At 75.2% G+C, this 20,517-nt stretch carries 5 protein-coding genes; all 5 read left to right on the top strand.

The annotated features are described in order from the left end of the window. Window positions 1–159: 159 nt before the first annotated feature. The 5 genes from ACFY61_RS26480 to ACFY61_RS26460 all read left to right on the top strand — a co-directional run bounded on the left by ACFY61_RS26480 (window position 160) and on the right by ACFY61_RS26460 (window position 20,502). The gene (locus tag ACFY61_RS26480; RefSeq protein ID WP_389475804.1) at window positions 160–1,800 is read left to right on the top strand and encodes an MFS transporter; all 1,641 of its coding nucleotides are present in this window, start codon (window positions 160–162) and stop codon (window positions 1,798–1,800) included. Between the two features lie 379 nt (window positions 1,801–2,179). Next, window positions 2,180–7,705, top strand: coding sequence for an acyltransferase domain-containing protein (locus ACFY61_RS26475; protein ID WP_389475802.1), 5,526 nt, complete (start codon window positions 2,180–2,182; stop codon window positions 7,703–7,705). A gap of 166 nt (window positions 7,706–7,871) precedes the next feature. After that, complete coding sequence (locus ACFY61_RS26470) at window positions 7,872–11,297, top strand: type I polyketide synthase (protein WP_389475800.1); 3,426 nt, start codon at window positions 7,872–7,874, stop codon at window positions 11,295–11,297. Next, entirely contained in the window at window positions 11,294–19,372 is an 8,079-nt protein-coding gene (locus ACFY61_RS26465) for an amino acid adenylation domain-containing protein (RefSeq protein WP_389475798.1), read from the top strand. Before ACFY61_RS26470 ends, ACFY61_RS26465 begins: the two co-directional genes overlap by 4 nt. After that, window positions 19,369–20,502 carry an LLM class flavin-dependent oxidoreductase gene (locus tag ACFY61_RS26460; protein ID WP_389475796.1) on the top strand — a complete coding sequence of 378 codons (1,134 nt, stop codon included), beginning with the start codon at window positions 19,369–19,371 and terminating at the stop codon, window positions 20,500–20,502. Before ACFY61_RS26465 ends, ACFY61_RS26460 begins: the two co-directional genes overlap by 4 nt. The last annotated feature ends 15 nt before the right edge of the window (window positions 20,503–20,517 follow it).

Below are 20,517 nucleotides of genomic sequence, written 5' to 3'. Positions count from 1 at the left end.
CCCGCCCGCGGCGCCTCTGTGCCACACCCACCGGGGCGGGCGGTGGTGTAGATGGGGCCGGGGGGGGGGGCCCGCGGGGCGGGGGGGGGGGCGGGGGGGGGGGGGGGGGCCCGCGGCCGCCGCCATTCTGACGAGGAACAACGGAGCGAAGGACGGGCTATGAACCCCGAACTCAGCAGCGGGCGCCGCCGGGCGATCCTCGCGCTGCTCGCGGCCACGGTGCTGGTCGTTGTCATGGACCTTACAATCATCAACGTCGCACTGAACCCGATCCAGCAGAGCCTGGACGCGACCCACGGCGAGCTCCAGTGGGCGCTCGACTCCTACCTGATCACCTTCGCGGCCTTCCTCTTCACCGGCGGCGTCTGCGCCGACCGGTTCGGCCGCCGGAAGACCCTGATCACAGGTCTCGTGGTGTTCGGCGTCGCCTCGGTGCTGGGCGCCTACGCGACCGACATCGTCCAGCTGATCGTCTGGCGCGCGGTCATGGGCGTCGGCGCGGCCGTGGTGCCCACGGTCACCCTCGCGGTCATCATGAACGTCTTCCCGCCGGCCGAGCGCCCCAAGGCCATCGCAGGCTGGGCCGCGGCCGCCGGTGTGGCCATGGCCGTCGGCCCGGTGCTCGGCGGCGTGCTGCTGGAGGCCTTCTGGTGGGGCTCGATCTTCCTGATCAACGCCCCGCTGATCGCCGTGGCCGTCGTCCTGCTCGCCACCCTGGTGCCCGAGTCCAAGAGCCCGGTGCGCGGCAAGTTCGACCCGGTCGGCGTGCTGCTCTCCGTGGTCTCCATCGGCCTGCTGGTCTACGGCATCGTGGTCGCCGGTGAGGACGGCTGGACCAGCGCCGGCGCGCTCGGCGCGATCGCGGGCGGTCTGCTGCTGCTCGTCGCGCTCGTCGTGTTCGAGAAGCGGACCGCCGCGCCCTCGCTGGACGTCAGCCTGCTGCGGAACTCCCGGTTCTCGGCCGGCACGGTCGCCATCGCCCTCTGCTTCTTCGCCCTGATCAGCGTCATCTTCCTGTCGCAGTTCTACTACCAGGCGGTCCTCGAGTTCTCGCCGCTGAAGGCGGGCCTGCTGATGCTGCCCATGGGCATCGGCTCCATGGTCGTCTCGGCCCGCTGCCCCAAGCTGGTCATGCGCTTCGGCCCGCGTGCCGTCGTCGCCGCCGGCGCCACCGTGATCGCCCTGTCGGCCGCCGTCGCCGCCCTGTTCGACGCCGGTACGCCGACCTGGCTGCTGGTCGTCTCGCAGCTGGTACTGGGCCTCGGCTGGGGCTCGATCATGGCGCCCGCCACCGCCTCGCTGATGTCCGTCGTCCCGCCGGCCAAGGCGGGCGCGGGACAGGCCGTCTCGCAGACCGGCCGCCAGGTCGCCGGCGCCCTCGGCGTGGCCGTCATCGGCAGCCTGCTCGGCTCCAGTTACCGGTCTTCGATGGGCGACGCCGTGAACGTCCTGCCCGAGGCCCTGCGCGAGGAGGCCGCCAACTCCATCGGCGGCACCCTGCGGGCCGTGCAGGCGACGGAGCTGGGCGACCAGGCCCCGGCGCTGATCGCCAAGGCCTCGGACGCCTACGTGGCCGGCATGCAGCTGACGATGTTCGTGGTCGCCGGCGTCGCCCTGGCCGCCGCCCTGGTGGCCCTGCGCTGGCTCCCCAAGACCCCGCCGGCCCCGCCCGGACCCCCGCCGGGCGCGGCCGGGCCGGGAGCCCAGGCCCCCGGTGCCCCGGCACCGGGCGCCCAGGCCCCGGCTCCCCCGGCGGACCTGCCCGGCCCGGCGAAGGACGGACAGCCCGTCCGTCCCTGAGCCCCGCGCAGCCCGCCCCCGTGCCCGCCGCCCCACCGAGGGGCCGGCGGGCACGGCCGTTCCCGGACGACGGAGCCCCCGCCCGCGCGCCGGTCCGGCGCCGCCGGCGGGGGTTCGCGCGTGGGCGGGGACGGGTGCGGACCCGGGTCTGGCGGGGCGGGCCGCCGGAGGCCCTTTCGGGGCGGGTTCCCGGATGTTCCTCCGATTTGTTCCAGTCACCGTCGTGGGTTCCATTGGTCTTCAACTGCCCGCATTGAGCCATGAGTTGAAGGAATGTCGGACACGACGGATATGCATTCCGGCCGCACTGGCCGGTCGACGACCGGTCAGGTCGGGCTCAAGTGTTTCGGCGTTATGTACAACCCAAAAGGGGGTTCCCATGCAACTGGGCAAGGGGTCACAGCACACCGGCGCGTCCTGGGGGGACGACGTCGCGGCGATAGCCGGCTGGCTGCGCGACGAGGTCGCCGCACGGACCGGCCGGACACCCGGCGAGATCCATGACGACGACCTCTTCTCGGCGCTCGGCATCGACTCCATGCGTGCCGTCGCCCTCATGGCGGACCTGTCGGGGCTGGCCGGCACCACGCTCGGCCCGGCGCTCATGTGGTCGCACCCCACCATCGCCTCCCTGGCCGCCCGGGTGGCCGCCGGTGAGGACGCGCCGCCCGCCGAGGTGCCCGAGACCTTCCGCGCCGCCCCGCGCGAGCGCGAGCCCATCGCCGTCACCGGCATGGCCTGCCGGTTCCCGCAGGCCGACGGCGTGCGGGAGTTCTGGGAGCTGCTCCGCTCCGGCACCGACGCGGTGAGCGAGGTCCCGGCCGAGCGGTGGAACGCCGCCGACTGGCTGGACGCCGATCCGTCCGCCGCCGGCAAGATGGTCACCTCCCAGGCGGGCTTCCTGCGCGGCCCCGTCGACTCCTTCGACCCCCTCTTCTTCGGCATCTCCCCGCGCGAGGCGCAGGAGATGGACCCCCAGCAGCGGCTGTTCCTGGAGGTCGCCTGGGAGGCGCTGGAGGACGCCGGGCTCACCGACGGCCGGCTGTCCGGCACCGCCACGGGTGTGTTCGCCGGCGCGATCTGGCACGACTACGCCGACCTCGGCGCCGCCGACCCGGCCGGGACCTCGCTGCACTCGGCCACCGGGCGGGCCCTCAACATGGTCGCCAACCGCCTCAGCTACCTGCTCGGGCTGACCGGCCCCAGCGTCGTGCTGGACTCGGCCTGCTCCTCGTCCCTGCTCGCCGTCCACATGGCCTGCCAGAGCATCTGGTCCGGCGAGTCCGAGACCGCCGTGGCGGGCGGTGTGAACCTGCTCCTCAGCCCCCACACGATGGTCGCGCTCAGCAAGTTCGGCGGGCTCTCCCCGGACGGCCGGTGCAAGGCGTTCGACGCCCGCGGCGACGGCTTCGGCCGCGGTGAGGGCGCCGGGGTCATCGTGCTCAAGCCGCTCTCCCGGGCGCTGGCCGACGGCGACGACGTCTGGTGCACCATCCGCGGCACGGCCACCAACAACGACGGTCTCAGCAACGGGCTGACCGCCCCCAACCCGCTCGCCCAGGAGGCGGTCCTGCGCGCCGCCTGCCGGCAGGCGGGCATCTCCCCCGCCGGTGTCCAGTACGTCGAGACGCACGGCACCGGCACCGCCCTCGGCGACCCGGTCGAGGCGTCCGCCCTCGGCGCGGTCTACGGCCGGGGCCGCACCCCGGACGCGCCGCTGCTCATCGGCTCGGTGAAGAGCAACATCGGCCACCTGGAGGCGGCCGCGGGCATCGCCGGCGTGGTCAAGGCGGCGCTGGCACTGCGCCACCGCCACGTCCCGCCCAGCATCCACTTCGAGACGCCCAACCCGCACATCGCCTTCGAGGAGCTCGGGCTGAAGGTGGCCGCGGCCGAGGAGCCCTGGCCGGACTCCGGTACGGGTCCCGCCCGTGCCGCGGTGAGCGCCTTCGGCTGGGGCGGCACCAACGTGCACGTGGTCCTGGAGGCCCACACGGCACCCGCCCCCGCCGCCCTGCCGGCCGGATCGGGCACGGAGCGCCCGGACGGTACGGCCGCACGCCGCCCGAAGGTCGCCTTCGTCTGCTCCCCGTACGGGCAGCAGTGGACCGGCATGGCCCGCACCATGCTCCGCACCGAACCGGTGTTCCGCGCCGTACTGGAGGAGTGCGACCGCGAACTCGCCCGGCACACGGGCTGGTCCCTCCTGGAGGAGCTGCACGCCGACGAGGCCACCGCCCGCACCGGTGACGTCGGGGTCATGCAGCCGGTGCTGTTCGCCGTCCAGGTCGGCATCGCCGCCTGGCTGGAGGCCGCCGGGGTGCGCCCGGACGCCGTGGTCGGCCACAGCCTGGGCGAGGTCGCGGCCGCGGTCATCGCGGGCGTCCTCGACCTGCCCGACGCCGTCCGCCTGATCCACCACTACAGCGACCAGCAGCGCCGGGTCGCCGGACCCGGCGGCGGCATGGCGGTGGTCGAACTGTCCGCCGCCGAGCTGGAGGAGCGGCTCGCCGCCCGCGCCGCGGACGGGATCTGCGTGGCCACGCACAACGGCCCGCGCACCACCGGACTGGCCGGACCGCGCGAGGCCCTTCAGGCCCTGGTCGCCGAGCTCAAGGCGGAGGGCGTGCTGTGCAGCATGATCCGCGTCGACCTGCCCGCGCACAGCCCCGGCATCGACCCCATCACGGCCGACCTGGAAGCGGCCATCGGCCGACTCTCGCCGCGGCCGGGGCGGATCCCGATGATCTCGACGGTGACCGGTGAGCAGCTGGACTGGCGGACCGCCGACGCCGCGTACTTCGTGCGCAACCTGCGGCAGCCGGTGCTGCTGGCCCCCGCCACCGACCTGCTGCTGGCCGGCGGGACCGACGTCCTGGTGGAGGTCAGCGCCAACCCGGTGCTGGTACCGGCGCTGCGCCAGGCGGCCGAGGACCGCGGCGGCACCGCCACCGTCCTCGCCACCATGCGCCGCGAGGGCGACGACGACCGCGCCGGCCTGCTGGACGCCCTCGGCGCGCTCGCCCGGCTGGGCTGCGAGGTCCGGCTGCCGTCCGCCAGACCGGAGCCCACCGCCGAGCTCTTCACCCTGTCGGCGCGCAGCCCGCAGGCGCTGCGGGAGCTCGCCGGGGCCGTCGCCGGGCAGCTCGCCGGCCCGGCCGCGGACGCCGGCGCCGGCGGTGACGGAGACGGCGGTGACGGCGACGGCGACACGGCCGCCGGGCCCGCCCTGCTGCCGGCCCTGGCCAGGGCCGGCCTGACCCGCGCCCACCACCCCTACCGCCTGTCGGTGGTGGCCCGCGACCCGGCCGAGCTGGCCGAGGCGCTCGCCGCGCACGCCGCCGGCGAGCGGCCGCCGCTGCTGTACGCGGGCGAGTCCGCCGTGCAGTCCCGGCCCAGGACCGCGTTCGTCTTCCCCGGGCAGGGCTCCCAGTGGATCGGCATGGGCCGCGAACTGTTCCGGACGGAACCGGTGTTCGCGGCGTCCATCCGGACCACCGACGCCGCCGCCCGCGCCTGGATCGACTGGTCCATCGAGGCGGAGCTGTGCGCCGACGAGGACACCTCGCGGCTGGACCGCATCGACGTGGTGCAGCCCATGCTGTTCGCCGTCGAGGTCGCGCTGGCCGCCCTGTGGCGGTCCTGGGGCATCGAGCCCGACGCCGTCATCGGGCACAGCATGGGCGAGGTCGCCGCCGCGCACGTCAGCGACGCGCTCGGCATCGAGGACGCCACCCGCGTCATCTGCCGCCGCAGCCTGCTGCTGCGCCGCGCGGCCGGCCAGGGCGCCATGCTGGCCTGCGAGCTGACGATGGAACAGGCCGGGGAGCTGCTCGCCGGGCGGGAGCACCTGGTGTCGGTGGGCGTCAACAACAGCCCGCGCTCCACCGTGCTGTCCGGCGACCGCGACACCCTGACGGAGATCGCCGCCCGCCTGGAGGCCGACCAGGTCTTCTGCCGCTGGGTGAAGGTGGACGTCGCTTCGCACAGCCCGCAGATGGACCCGCTGCGCGAGGACCTGCTGGCCGCCCTGGAGGGCATCGCCCCGCGGGCCGGGAGCGTACCCGTCTACTCCACCGTCACCGGCTCGGTCGCCTCCGGCGCCGAGATGTCCGTCGACTACTGGGCCGACAACCTGCGCGAGCCGGTGCTGTTCGCCGACATGGTGGCCCGGCTCGTCGAGGACGGGGTGACCGTCTTCGTGGAGATGAGCCCCCACCCGATCCTGCTGCCCGCGGTGGAGCAGACCGCCGCGGAGGGCGGCACCGCGGTGGCGGCCCTGCCGTCGCTGCGCCGCCGCGAGGAGGAGCGGGACACCCTGCTCGGCTCGCTGGGCCGGCTGCACGTGCTGGGCGCCCCGGCCCGGGTCCACCGTGCGCTCACCCCGGCTCTCGCCGGGCAGAAGCTGCCCCACTACCCGTGGCAGCGGGAGCGGTTCTGGATCGACGCGGCCGGGCCGGGCACCGCAGGGACCCCGGCCCGGGCGCTGCGCGGCGGGCTGCTCGGCGAGCGCTTCGACTCGCCGCTCACCCCGGGCACCCACTACTGGCAGATGGACTTCGACGCGGGGACGGCGACTGCCTCGGACCATCGCATCGGCGGGGGCGCCGTCCTGCCGGGGGCCGGTTTCGCCGAGATGGCCCTGGCCGCGTCCGCGCAGGTGCGGCCCGGTGCCCGGCCGGTGCTGGAGGGGCTCGCCTTCCGGGAGCCGCTGGTCCTGCCGGCTCGGCGGACCCGCCGGGTGCAGGCCGTCATGGAGGGTTCCGGGAGCGACCGGGCGGCCCTGCGCTTCTTCGTGCGGGACGAGGACGGGGAAGCGGTGTGTACGGCCGAGACGGCCGTGCTGTTCGACGACACGACCCCGGGTGACACCACCGGTACGGACGGCGGACCGGCCGCCGGTGCCTTCGATCCGGCGGCGGTGGCCGGGGACCTGCCCGAGGTCCTCGACGGCCCGGCCTACTACCGGGCGCTGGCCGCATGCGGGCTCGGATACGGGCCGGCCTTCCGGCAGATCGCGGAGATCCGGCGCGGTCCGGGTGCCGCGCTGGCCCGGATCGTCCCGGACCCGGCGGTGCTGCCCGCCGACCACGGCTACCGGGCGCACCCGTCGCTGCTGGACGCGGCGTTGCAGTCGGCCGTCGCGCCGCTGCTCGGCGCGGCGTGGGGCGAGGGCGTCACCCAGGGGTTCGTCAGCGAGTCGCTGGGCCGGCTGCGGGTGCACGGGCGGCTGAGCGGCGAGCTGTGGGCGTACGCGCTGTGCGAGCCGGCCGGGGACGGCGACGGCCGGCGCCACACGGCCCGGGTGCGGGTGCTGTCCGCCGCGGGGGTCCTGCTCGCCGAGGCGGAGGAGCTGCGGATCGTCCGGCTGGACTCCGTGCCGGTGCTGGCGGCCGACGACGCGCCGGGGGGCGCGGACGCCGGCGGCGGGGCGGCCGCCGGGGCGACGGCGGCCGCGCTGGCCCTCCTGCCGCTGGACGAGCGGCGGGCGGCCGTGGAAGCGGCGGTGCGCGAGATCGCCGCGCAGGTGGTGAAGCTGCCGGCCCGGCGGATCGCCCCCGAGACCCCGCTGCGGTCGCTCGGCATCGACTCGCTGATGTCGCTGGAGCTGCGCAACCGCCTGGAGGCGGCCTTCGGTGTGGAGCTGTCGGCCACCCTCATCTGGAACTACCCGACCGTGCGGGACGTCGCTCCGTTCCTTGCGGGCAAGGCGGGCATCGCCCTCGACGGCGACACCGGCACCGGCACCGGCACCGGCACGGGCACCGGCGCCGACGGGGACGCCGCGCCCACCACCGCGCCCACCGGGGCGGACACCGCGGCCGGCGCGGAGGACCCGGAGGGCCTGGAAGCCCTCCTCGCACGCGAACTCGCCGAACTGAGCGAGCGGATGGAGAGCTTCTGACGGGCTCCCCGTCTCCCCTCCCTCCCATCCCCTCCCTCCCCTCCCCGACGGGCCCGACGGGACCCCGCGGGAGGGGAGTCACACCCTCGCGGGTGCACAGCACCGAGATGACGACGCGTTTCCTCCCCCGGTCACGTCCCGGGGTTTCCACGCAAGGGGATTGAAGATGAGCCTTACCGCCGCCGGGGCGACCGCCCCGGCCGAAGCGCGGTCCGCAGACGCCCTGACCAAAGCACTGTCCGCCGTCCGCATGCTGCGCGGCAGGCTGGACGCACTGGAGCAGCGACGGCACGAGCCGGTCGCCGTCGTCGGCATCGGCTGCCGGCTGCCCGGCGGCGTCCGGTCCCCCGAGGACTACTGGCGGATGATCACGGGTGGCACCGACGCCATCGGCGGCGTCCCGGCCGACCGCTGGGACGTGGACGCCTACTACGACCCGGACCCGGCCGCGCCGGGCCGCACCACCATGCGGCACGGCGGGTTCATCGACGGGGTCGACCGGTTCGACCCGTACTTCTTCGGCATATCGCCGCGCGAGGCGGCCCGCATGGACCCGCAGCAGCGGCTCTTCCTCGAGGTCGCGTGGGAGGCCCTGGAGGACGCGGGGCTGACCCGCGAGCAGCTCCAGGGCAGCCGCACGGGCGTCTTCGTCGGCGCCAACAACGTCGACTACCTGCACATGCAGCTCCAGGAGCCGGCGGGTGTCGACACCTACACCGTCATCGGCGGCACCAACTGCATCATCTCCAACCGGCTCTCCTACCTGCTGGACCTGCGCGGGCCGAGCCTGACGGTGGACACCGCGTGCTCGTCCTCCCTGGTCGCCGTGCACCTGGCCTGCCAGGCGCTGCGCAACGACGACTGCGGAACCGCCGTCGTCGGCGGGATGAACCTCATCCTGTCGCCGACGGTGACGGTCGCCCACACCAAGGGCCTGCCGCTGGCGCCCGACGGCCGGTGCAAGACCTTCGACGCGAGGGCCGACGGCTACACCCGCGGCGAGGGCGTCGGCACGGTCGTGCTCAAGCGGCTGTCCGACGCGGTAGCCGACGGAGACCGGATCTGGGCCGTCGTCCGCGGGTCCGCCGTCAACCAGGACGGGCTGACCAACGGCCTGACCGCGCCCAGCGGCCTGTCCCAGCGCGAGGTGATCCGCACCGCCCTGCGCAACGCCCGGCTGGAGCCCGCGCAGGTCACCCTGCTGGAGGCGCACGGCACCGGCACCAGCCTCGGCGACCCGATCGAGGTCGAGGCCCTCCAAGAGGTGTACGGGGCGCCGGACGCGACCGGCAGGGACTGCGTGCTCGGCTCGGTGAAGGCCAACATCGGGCACCTGGAGGCGGGTGCCGGACTGGCCGGGCTGATCAAGGTGGCGCTGAGCATCCACCACCGGGCGATCGCGCCCAACATCCACCTGGAGACCCTCAACCCGCACATCTCCCTCGACGGCGGACGGCTGCGGATCCCCACCGAGCCGGCCGTCTGGGACGAGCCCGCCGAGCGGCGCCACGGCGCGGTCAGCTCCTTCGGCGCGGGCGGCACCAACGCCCACGTGGTCCTCGGACCGGCCCCCGGGCCCCGGCCTGCGGACGCACGCCCGGAGCAGGACGCCGCGCCCGCCGCCCCCGAGGTCCCGCAGGCCGCCGAGGGGCCCTGGCTGCTGCCGGTGTACGCGGGCACCGCCGAGGCGCTGGTGCCGATGGCCCGGGCGTGGCGCGACCACCTGCGGACGAAGGAGTCCCGCGAGGCGCCGTTCGGGGCGCTGGTGCACGGAGCGGCCACCCGCCGCACCCGGCACCCGCACCGGCTGGCGGTCGCCGCGGGCTCGCACGCCGAGGCGGCGGAGCGGCTCGACATGTGGCTGGAGGGCAAGGAGCCCGCCTCGGTGGTCACCGGCCGCGCCGGGGGCGACATCGGGGACAAGGTGGTCTTCGTCTTCCCCGGCCAGGGCTCCCAGCGGGCCGGCATGGGCCGTGAACTGCTGCGCACCTGCCCGGTGTTCCGGGCGGCGGTGACCGAGTGCGACGAAGCGATGAAGCGGTGGACCGACGGCGGTCTCTCCGTGATCGGCACCATCATGGCCCTGGAGGACGGGGCGCCGCTCGACCGGATCGACGTCATCCAGCCGGCCCTGTTCGCCGTCGCGGTCGGACTGGCCGCCCGGGCGCGGGCGTTCGGGGTGGAACCGGACGTGGTGGTCGGCCACAGCATGGGCGAGGTCGCCGCCGCGTACGTCGCGGGCGCCCTCACCCTGGACGACGCGGCCCGGATCATCTGCCGCCGCAGCTCCCTGCTGCGGCGGATCAGCGGGCGGGGCGCGATGCTGGTGGCGGGCCTGACCTTCGAGCAGGCCGCCGGGTTCGTCCGTGAGCACAGCGACCGGGTGTCCGTCGCGGTGAGCAACAGCCCCACATCGACGGTGCTCTCCGGCGACCCGGAGGTCCTCGACGGGCTGGCGGAGGAACTCCGCGCGCGCAACGTGTTCTGCCGGCACGTCAAGGTGGACGTGGCCTCGCACAGTCCCCAGGTGGACGTGCTGCGGGCGGACCTGCTGGCCGAGCTGGAGGGCATCGAGCCGCGGGCGGCGCGGGTACCGATCCTGTCGACGGTGACGGGCGCCCTGTGCGACGGCTCCGGTTTCGACCCGGCCTACTGGGTGGACAACCTGCGCGAACCGGTGCTGTTCTGGGACGCCGTCCGCTCCCTGATCGAGGACGACCACGGGGTGTTCGTCGAGATGAGCCCCCATCCGACGCTGCTGTCCGCCGTCGAGCAGGGCTTCGAGCACACCGGACGCGAGGGGCTGGCGCTGCCGTCCATGCGGCGGGACGAGCCGGAGGCGCACGGCCTGCTGGAGGTACTGGGCGCGCTGCACGTCAACGGGCTGCCCGGCCGGCTGTCGGACCTGCTGCCGCCGGCCCCGGCCCGGCCGGTTCCGCTGCCCCGCTACACCTGGCAGCACGAGTCGTTCTGGTTCCGCGCACCCGGTGACGCCGGTCCGGTGGCGGTGACCGCCTGCGCGCCCGCCGCCGTCGTGGCGGCGGAGGAGCGGGCCGGGGCGGCGGGCCCCGCCGAGCTGGTGGCGGCCGTGGCCGCCGCCGGGCCGGGTGCGGCCCGTGCGGAGGTGGTCCGCGGGTTCGTGCTGGACACGGTCGCCTCGACGCTGGAGCTCGCTCCCGCCCGGATCGACCCGGCGGGCGGCTTCTTCCAGATGGGCATGGACTCCACGCTCGCCGCCGTGGCCCGGCGCCGGCTGGAGGGCCTGCTCGGACGGCGCATGCCGGCGACGGTGATGTTCGAGCACCCGTCGGTGGAGGCGCTCGCCGCGCACCTGCTGGTGCTGGCGGAGCGGGCCCTGGACCGGGCCGGCCCGCTGCCGGACGCCGCGTCCGCGCCCGTGCCCCCGTACGCCACCGGCTCCGCGCCCGCCGCGGAAGCCGTCGGGACGGCCCCCGGGACCGCCGCCGGACCGGCCCCGGACGGCTCCGGTCCGGACGACGACTCCCTTGACTCCCTTTCCGAAGCCGAGCTCCTGGCCGTCCTGGCCGAGGAGTCCGGTTCGCCCACCCAAGCAGCCGGAGGAGCCAGATGACCGACATCGAACGCGAGCGGCAGAACGTGCTCGCGCAGAGCGTGCGGGAGATCCGCAGGCTCCGCGAGGAGCTCGACGCCGCCGACCGCGCTCGCTGCGAGCCGGTCGCCGTCGTCGGCATGGCCTGCCGGATGCCGGGCGGGGCCCGGACCCCGGAGGAGTTCTGGGAGTTCCTCCGCTCGGGCGGCGACGGCATCCGCGAGGTCCCCGCGGACCGCTGGGACACCGCCCGGCACGGCAGCCGGCGCGGCGGCTTCCTCGACTCCGTGGACGGCTTCGACGCCCCGTTCTTCGGGGTGTCGCCGCGCGAGGCCGCCTCCCTGGACCCGCAGCAGCGGCTGCTGCTGGAGGTGGGCTGGGAGGCGCTGGAGGACGCCGGCATCTCCCCCGCCTCGCTGGCGGGCAGCCCCACGGGCGTGTACTTCGGCATCACCACGTACGACTACGTGCAGAACCAGATGCAGCAGGTCGACCCGGCCGAGCTGGAGGCCTACAGCCTCACCGGCAACGCCTCCACCTTCGCGGCCGGCCGGTTCTCGTACTGGCTGGGCCTGCGGGGCCCCAGCCTGTCGGTGGACACGGCCTGCTCGTCCTCGCTGGTGGGCGTGCACCTGGCCTGCCAGAGCCTGCGGTCCGGCGAGACCTCCATGGCCCTGGCCGGCGGGGTGAACGTCCTGCTGTCGCCCGAGTGGTTCACGGTCGCGGAGAAGGCGAACATGCTGGCCCCGGACGGCCACTGCAAGACCTTCGACTCCCGCGCCGACGGGTACGTGCGCAGCGAGGGCTGCGGCGTCGTCGTCCTCAAGCGGCTCTCCGACGCCCGCGCGGCCGGCGACCGGATCCTCGGCGTCATCCGCGGGTCGGCCGTCAACCAGGACGGCCGCAGCAGTGGCATCACCGTCCCGAACGCCGCCGCCCAGCAGGACGTGGTGCGGGCGGCACTGGCCTCCGCCCGCGTCGAGCCCGCGGAGATCGGCTACGTGGAGGCGCACGGCACGGGCACCCCGCTGGGCGACCCGCTGGAGCTGCGCGCCCTGGACGCGGTCCTCGGCGGCCGCGCGCCCGGCGAGGAGCTGCTGGTCGGCTCGGTCAAGAGCAGCATCGGGCACCTGGAGCCGGCCGCCGGCATCGCCGGGCTGATCAAGACGGTCCTGGCGCTGCGGCACGAGGAGGTCCCGGCGCAGCTGCACCTGGACGAGGTCAACCCGGAGATCGGGCTGGAGGACCTGTCGATCGCCTTCCCGCGCACCACGGTGGCCTGGCCGCGCGGCGACCGCCCCCGGCTGGCGGGCGTCAGCTCGTTCGGCGCGAGCGGCACCAACGCGCACGTCATCGTCGAGGAGGCCCCGGACGGCGGCACCGCGCCGGACACGGCCGCCGCGCGCGAGCGGGCGGCGCAGCTGCTGACCCTGTCCGCGAAGTCCCCCGCCGCGCTGGCCGAGCTGGCGGACCGCCACCGCGCCCTGCTGGAACGGCCGGACGCAGCCCCGCTGGCCGACGTCTGCCACACCGCCGCCACCGGCCGCGCCCCGCAGCCGCACCGGCTCGCCGTGGTGGCGGCCGACGCGGCGGAGATGGCCGGCAAGCTCGCCGGGTACGCGCCCGGCGGGCTGCTGCCGGCCGGGGTCCGCGCGGGTCACGCGCCGGGCGGGGCCGCCCCCGGGGTGGCGTTCCTGTTCACCGGCCAGGGCTCCCAGTACCCCGACATGGGCGCCGGCCTGTACCGCACCGAGCCGGTGTTCCGGGACGCGATCGACCGCTGCGACGCGATCGTCTCGGAGCTGGCCGACCGCTCGCTGCGCTCCGTCCTGTACCCGGCTCCCGGGGACGCCGGACTGGTCCACGAGACCCGGTGGACCCAGCCGGCGCTGTTCGCCGTCGAGTACGCCCTCGCCGAGCTGTGGCGGTCCTGGGGCGTCGAGCCGGGCGCCGTGCTCGGCCACAGCATCGGCGAGATCGTCGCGGCCTGTGTGGCCGGCGTGCTGTCCCTGGAGGACGCGCTGACCCTGGCCGTGCGGCGCGGCGCCCTGATGCAGGAGCTGTCCGGGGAGGGCGCCATGGCGGCGGTCTTCACCACCGAGGAGCGGATCGCGGAGGCGCTGCGCCCCCACCGGGGCGAGCTCGACGTGGCCGCGGTCAACGGGCCGGAGTCCCTCGTGGTGTCCGGTTCCGCGGCGGCGCTGGACGCGCTGCTGGCGGAGCTGGCCGAGGAGGGCGTCAAGTCGAAGCGGCTCGCCGTCCGCCGGGGCTTCCACTCGCCCCTGATGGACCCGGTGCTGGACGCCTTCGAACGCACCGCGGCCGGCCTGACGTACGCCGCCCCACGCATCCCGGTGGTCTCCAACGTCACCGGCGAGCCGCTCACCGGCCCGCAGGCCTTCTCCGCCGGCTACCTGCGCGAGCACATCCGCCGCCCGGTGGACTTCCTGCGCGGCATGACCGCCCTGCACGGCCTGGGCTTCCGGGTGTTCGTGGAGGCCGGCCCGCAGCCCGCGCTGTCCGGCATGGCCAAGCGGTTCCTGCCGGCCGACGGCGAGGACGGGCCCAGGCCGGTGTTCCTGCCGTCGCTGCGCAAGGGCCACGAGGACGGCCGGGTCGCACTGGACGCGCTGGGCGCGCTGTGGGCCCTGGGCGTCCGGGTGGACTGGGCGGCGTACGACGAGGGACGCGGCCGGCGCCGCGCCGCCCTGCCGACGTACCCGTTCCAGCGCACCCGCCACTGGTTCGCGCCGAGCGCCCGGCCGGCCGGTCCCGCGCCGGCCGGCGGTTCCGCCGCCGGGGCCGCCCCGTCGGCCCGTCTGGTGGGCGAGCGGCTGCCCTCGCCGCTGGACGCGGTGCAGTACTCCGCGGTCCTGGACACCGCGGCCCACCCCTGTCTGGGCGACTGCGTGATGGACGGCCTGCCGGTCGTCAACATCGGCGTGTACCTGGAATCGGCCCTGCAGGCCGCCCGGGCCGAGGGCGGTACCGGTCCGGCGCTGGTCGAGGAGTGCCTGGTCCTGCAGAGCATGGTCCTCGACGACGACCGTCGGGCCCGGGTCCAGCTGGTGCTGGACCCCGCGCCCGGCGACCGCACCCAGTACCGCTACTACTCGGCGCGGCCGGACGGTTCCGGCTGGCTGCTGCACGCGCAGGGCCGGCTCGCCCCGCTGCCCGGACGCCCGCCCGCCGCCGACCTGGGCGCCCTGCGCGCCCCGCTCGCCGAGGAGACCACGGGCGAGGAGTTCTACCGCCGGATGTGGCGGCGGAAGCTGTACCTCGGCCCGACCGCGCAGTGGATCGACCACGTGTGGAGCGGTGGCGGCGAGGCCGTGGCCCGGATGCGGCCGCCGCGGCCCGGCGAGGCCGACGGCTACCTGCTGCACCCCGGCCAGACCGACGCCCTGTTCCAGGCGCTGTTCGCCTGCCTGCCCGAGAACACCCCGGCCGACGCCACGTTCATGCTCGTGGGCATCGACCGGTTCGCCTTCCACGGCTTCACCGGCGCGCAGGGCGAGACGTGGTGCCGGGTACGGCTGCTGCCGTCGCCCGACCCGCAGGGCATGCTGCTCGCCGAGGCCGCCCTGTACGACGCGGACGGCCGCACGGTGGTCGAGGCGACCGGCGTGTGCCTGCGCCGCGCCGAACGGAGCCAGCTGGTCCGCGAGCCCGGTCCGGCGGCCGCCCCGGCCGCCGCCCGGCCGCTGTCCGCCGCCCCGCCGCCCCCGGTGGCCGCCGGGCCGCTGGACGCCGCCGGGGTACGGGAGCTGCTCACCGCGACGGTGGCGCGCGCCCTGGGCAGCGCCCCGGACGCGGTGGACCTCCACGAGCCGCTGCAGAACCTGGGCCTGGACTCCCTGATGGCCCTGGAGGTCAAGGAGGCGCTGTCCTCGGCGCTGGGCGTGTCCCTGCCGCTGGTGGCCTTCCTGGAGGGCCGCAGCGTCACCACCCTCGGCGACCAGGTGCTGGAGACCCTCGGCACGCCGGACGGCGGCGCCACGGAGCCCGCCGGGGAGGGCACCGCGCCGGCTCCGGCTGCCGGCCGGCTGCCGGAGCTGGTCCGCGACGAGGCGGCCCGCTACGAGCCGTTCCCGCTGACCGACCTCCAGCAGGCCTACCTGGTGGGCCGCTCCAGCGCCTTCGAACTCGGCAACGTCTCCACGTACTTCTTCATCGAGGTCGACCTCGACGGCGTGGACGTCGGACGGCTGCAGGACGCCCTGCGCCTGATGATCGACCGGCACGACATGCTGCGCGCGGTGATGACCGAGGACGGCTACCAGCGGGTGCTGCCCGAGGTGGCCCCGTACGAGATCCGCACCACCGACCTGCGGGAGTGCGGCGAGGAGGAGCGGCGGGAGCGGCTGGCCGAGCTGCACGACGAGGTGGCCGGCCAGGTCTTCGACACCACGGTGTGGCCGCTGTTCGACATCCGCGCCACCCGCGTCACCGAGGACCGCACCCGGCTGCACATCGGGCTGGACGCGCTGGTCATCGACGCGTGGAGCACCTCCATGCTGTTCCGCGAGTGGGCCGCCGCCTACCGCGGCGAGGCGGACGCCCTGCCCGAGGTGCCGCTCACCTACCGGGACTACGTGCTCACCGCCAAGGCCGTCGAGGAGACGGAGCTGCACGCGGCCTCGCTGGCCTACTGGCGGGAGCGGCTGGACACCCTGCCGCCGGCGCCCGAGCTGCCGCTGGCGGTGGACCCGGGCACCCTGGACCGGCCGGTGTTCGCGCACCGCTCCAGCCGGATCGAGGCCGCGGACTGGTCCCGGTTCAAGGCGTACGCCGCGGCCGCCGGCGTGACCCCGTCGGCCGCTCTGTGCACCGCGTACGCGCAGGTGCTGGCCTCGTGGAGCAAGTCCGACCGGTTCACCCTGAACGTGCTGTTCTTCAACCGGCTGCCGCTGCACGAGCAGGTCGGCAGCGTGCTCGGGAACTTCAGCGCCACCACCCTGCTGGAGATCGACTCCCCGGCGTCGGCGCCGTTCGGCGAACGGGCCGGCCGGATCCAGCGCCGGCTGTGGACGGACCTGGAGCACAGCCACGTCAGCGGCGTCGCGGTGCTGCGCGAACTCAACCGGGCGCGCGGCGGGAACGCCCGCGCCAACATGCCGGTGGTGTTCGCCAGCACCGTCAACTTCGCGGCCAAGGAGGACTCCGCGGCCTCGATGGGCCTGGCCCAGCACCTGACGTCCATCGGCAGCGGCGGACAGGAGGTCGCCAGCTCGATCCGCACCCCGCAGGTGTGGCTGGACCACCAGGTGGTCGAGGACGCCGGGGCGCTCATCGTGAACTGGGACGTCATCGAGGAGCTCTTCCCCGCGGGGATGATCGACGCGATGTTCGCGGCCTACCTGGACGTGCTGCGCGGCCTGTGCCACGAGGAGCGGGCCTGGGACCGGCCGGCGTCCGCGCTGGTCCCGGCCGCCGAACTGGCGGTGCGGCAGGAGGTCAACGCCACGAACGCCCCCCTGCCCGCCGGACTGCTGCACGAGCCGTTCACGGCGCAGGCCGCCGCGCACCCCGGGCGGGTCGCGGTGATCGCCCCCGGCCGGCGGCTGGACTACGGCGAACTCGACGGGCTCGGCGACCGCCTGGGCCGCTGGCTGGCCGAGCACGGCGCGGGCCCGGGCACGTTCGTGGGCGTCGTGATGGAGAAGGGCTGGGAGCAGGTCGCCGCCACCCTCGGCGTGCTGAAGTCGGGCGCCGCGTACGTGCCCGTCGACGCCGGGGTGCCGGCGGAGCGGCTGAGGCTGCTGCTGGAGAAGTCGGGCATCCGCCTGGTGCTGACGCAGAGCCGGGTCGAGGACACCACCGCCTGGCCGGACGGGACCGTACGGCTCAGTGTGGACGGGCCGGAGGTCCTGGACGTGCCTGCCGGGCCGCTGCCCCCGTCACCGGCGCGCCCGGAAGACCTCGCGTACGTGATCTTCACGTCGGGGTCCACGGGGGAGCCGAAGGGCGTGATGATCGAGCACACCGGCGCGCTCAACACCGTCCTCGACATCAACGAGCGGTTCGGGATCACCCACGAGGACCGGGTGCTGGCCCTGTCCGCGCTCAACTTCGACCTGTCGGTGTACGACGTGTTCGGCGTCCTCGCGGCCGGCGGCGCGATCGTGCTGCCCCCGCCGGACGCCCACCGGGAGCCCGGACGCTGGGCGGAACTGGTGACCGAACACGGCGTCACCGTGTGGAACAGCGTGCCGACGCTGATGGAGATGTTCACCGAGCACGCGCTGGCCGCCGGTCTGGCCGGCACCCTTCCGCTGCGCACGGTGATGATGAGCGGCGACTGGATCCCGCTGAACCTGCCGGAGCGGATCGCGGCCCTGGTCCCGGACGCGGCCGTGTGGAGCCTGGGCGGCGCCACCGAGGCCTCGATCTGGTCCATCGCGCACCCGATCACGGGCGAGGCGGACCCGTCGCTGACCTCCGTGCCGTACGGGCGGCCGCTGCGCAGCCAGCAGTTCCACGTGCTGAACGAGGCGCTGCAGCCCTGCCCGGTGTGGGTGCCCGGCCAGCTGTACATCGCGGGCGCCGGCCTGGCGCGCGGCTACCTCGGCGACGAGGCGAAGACCCGGGCGTCGTTCTTCCGGCACCCGGCGACCGGCGAGCGGCTGTACCGCACGGGCGACCTGGGCCGGTACCTGCCGGACGGGAACATCGAGTTCCTGGGCCGGGAGGACTTCCAGGTCAAGATCCAGGGCTACCGGATCGAGCTCGGCGAGATCGAGGCCGCGCTGCTGGCCTGTGCCGGGGTCCGGACCGCCGTGGCCTCGGCGGTCGGCGAACGGCAGGGGGCCAAGCGCCTGGTGGCGTACGTGGTGCCCGAGGAGGGCGCCGGCGAGGTGACGCCCGAGCTGCTCGCGAAGACGATCGGCGCCGGCCTGCCCTCGTACATGGTCCCGCAGCACATCCTGCTGCTGGACGCGCTGCCGCTGACCGCCAACGGCAAGGTGGACCGGAGCGCGCTGCCGGTGCCCGGCGCCGACAGCGGCGCGGGAGCGGCTTCGGCCCGGCCCCGCGACGCCACGGAGAGCGGCCTCGCCGCGATCTGGGCGGAGTTCTTCCCCGGCGCCGAGTTCGGCGTGCACTCGGACTTCTTCGCGCTGGGCGGCAACTCGCTGCTCGCCGTGCGGCTGATGGCCGAGGTCCGGGAGCGGCTCGGCTGCTCGCTGCCGCTGTCCACGCTGTTCGCCCGGCCCACCATCGCCCTGCTCGCGGAGACCGTGCGGGAGGCCGGCGGGGCGGTCCGCCGCACCGCCCTGGTGCCGGTACGCGCCACGGGCAGCCGGCCCCCGCTGTTCTTCGTCCACCCGGTCGGCGGCGACGTGCTCTGCTACGGCGAACTGGCCGCGCTGCTCGGCCAGGACCAGCCCTTCCACGCCTTCCAGGTGCCCGACGGGGAGCCGCTGACCTGCGTGCCGGAGCTGGCCGCGCATTACGTCGCGGAGCTCACCGCGGCGTTCCCCGAGGGCCCGTACCGGCTCGGCGGCTGGTCCATGGGCGGGGTGATCGCCCTGGAGATGGCCCAGCAGCTGACGGCGGCCGGACACGAGGTGGAACGCCTCGCGGTGATCGACCTGCTGGAGCCGCCCGGCCCGGCGCCGGACCGGGACCGCGTCGACGAGGCCGTGCTGCTGTCCTGGTTCGGCCGCGACCTGGCGGGCCTCGCCGGCACCGACTGGGAGCCGGATCCGGAACCGCTGCGCACCGCCGCGGACCCGGAGGAGGCCTTCCGGATGCTGTACGCGGAGGCGGCGGCGCGCGGGGTGCTGCCGGCCGGGGTGGGGCTGGACGTGTTCCAGGAGATCTACACCCGCTTCGCCCGCAACTTCCGCGCCCTGCTGTCCTACGCGCCCCGCCCGTACGCCGGGCAGACCGCGTTCTTCCGGGCCGAGGGCGGCGCCGGCGACGAGGCGGTCGCCGCCTGGTCCCGGTTGTTCACCTCCGGTCCCCGGGTGGTCTCCCTGCCGGGCGACCACTACACGGTCATGCAGTCGCCGCTCCTGCGGCAGCTGGCCGACCAGCTGACCCCCTGGCTCGCCGGCACGGCGGCCCGACCCCTCGAAGGAATACAGTCATGACTCTGCGGTTCGGCGCTTTCATCCCGCCCTTCCACTCCCTTGCCGAGGACCCCACCACCGCCTTCTGGCGGGACCTGGACCTCATCGACTGGCTCGACGAGCTGGGCCTGGACGAGGCCTGGGTGGGCGAGCACCACTCGGGCGGCTGGTCCACCGTCAGCTCCCCCGAGGTGTTCCTGGCCGCTGCGGCCGAGCGGACCCGCCGCATCAAGCTCGGCACCGGCGTGGTCAGCCTCCCGTACCACCACCCGCTGACCGCGGCCAACCGGGTCGTGCAGCTGGACCACCAGAGCGGCGGGCGCGCCATGTTCGGCATGGGCGCCGGGGTCTCCCCGGCCGACGCCCACATGATGGGCATCGCCGCCGGCGACCAGCGCCGGATGATGGCCGAGTCGCTGGAGGCGCTGGTCCGCCTGTTCCAGGACGACGAGCCGGTCACCATGAAGACCGACTGGTTCGAGCTGCGCGACGCCCGGCTGCACCTGCGCCCGTACACCAAGCCGCGGTTCGACCTGGCCGTGGCCAGCGCCGGCACCGAGCGGGGCATGCGGCTGGCCGGCCGGTACGGGCTGGAGTCGCTGACGTTCGCCGGGCGGCCGGGCATGGCGGAGCCGCCGCTGGCCCAGCTGTGGGCCGCGGCCGAGGAGGAGGCCGCGAAGTACGGGCAGAGCGTGGACCGCTCCAAGTGGCGGGTGGCGATCTGCGTGCACATCGCGGAGACCCGCGAGGAGGCCCTCGACCAGGTGCGGGCGGGCATGACCCACTGGTTCCGCGAGTACGTGCGGGACACCGTGGGCGCGAACGCGAAGCTGCCCGAGGGCCGGGAGGCGGAGGTGGCGGTGGAGACCCACACCGCGATCATCGGCTCCGTCGAGGACGCCATCGAGGGCATCGAGCGGATGCAGCGCGAGAGCGGCGGCTTCGGCACCCTGCTGGTCAACACCCAGGACTGGGCCACCCGCGAGCAGACCAAGCGCAGCTACGAGCTGCTGGCCCGCTACGTGGCTCCGCACTTCACCGGTGCGCTCGACAGCCGCCGGGCGTCCCAGCGGTGGGTCGCCCAGAACCGGGACGGTTTCGCCGCCCAGGCCCGGGAGGCCGCCTCCCAGGCCTCCCGGCCCTCCAGCTGACCCTTCGACGGACGG

The organism is Streptomyces sp. NPDC012888 (assembly GCF_042900645.1).
In the GTDB taxonomy this organism is placed as follows: Bacteria; Actinomycetota; Actinomycetes; order Streptomycetales; family Streptomycetaceae; genus Streptomyces.
The sequence above is the reverse complement of the archived record's forward strand: the minus strand, read 5'-3'. Positions and strand labels throughout refer to the sequence as shown.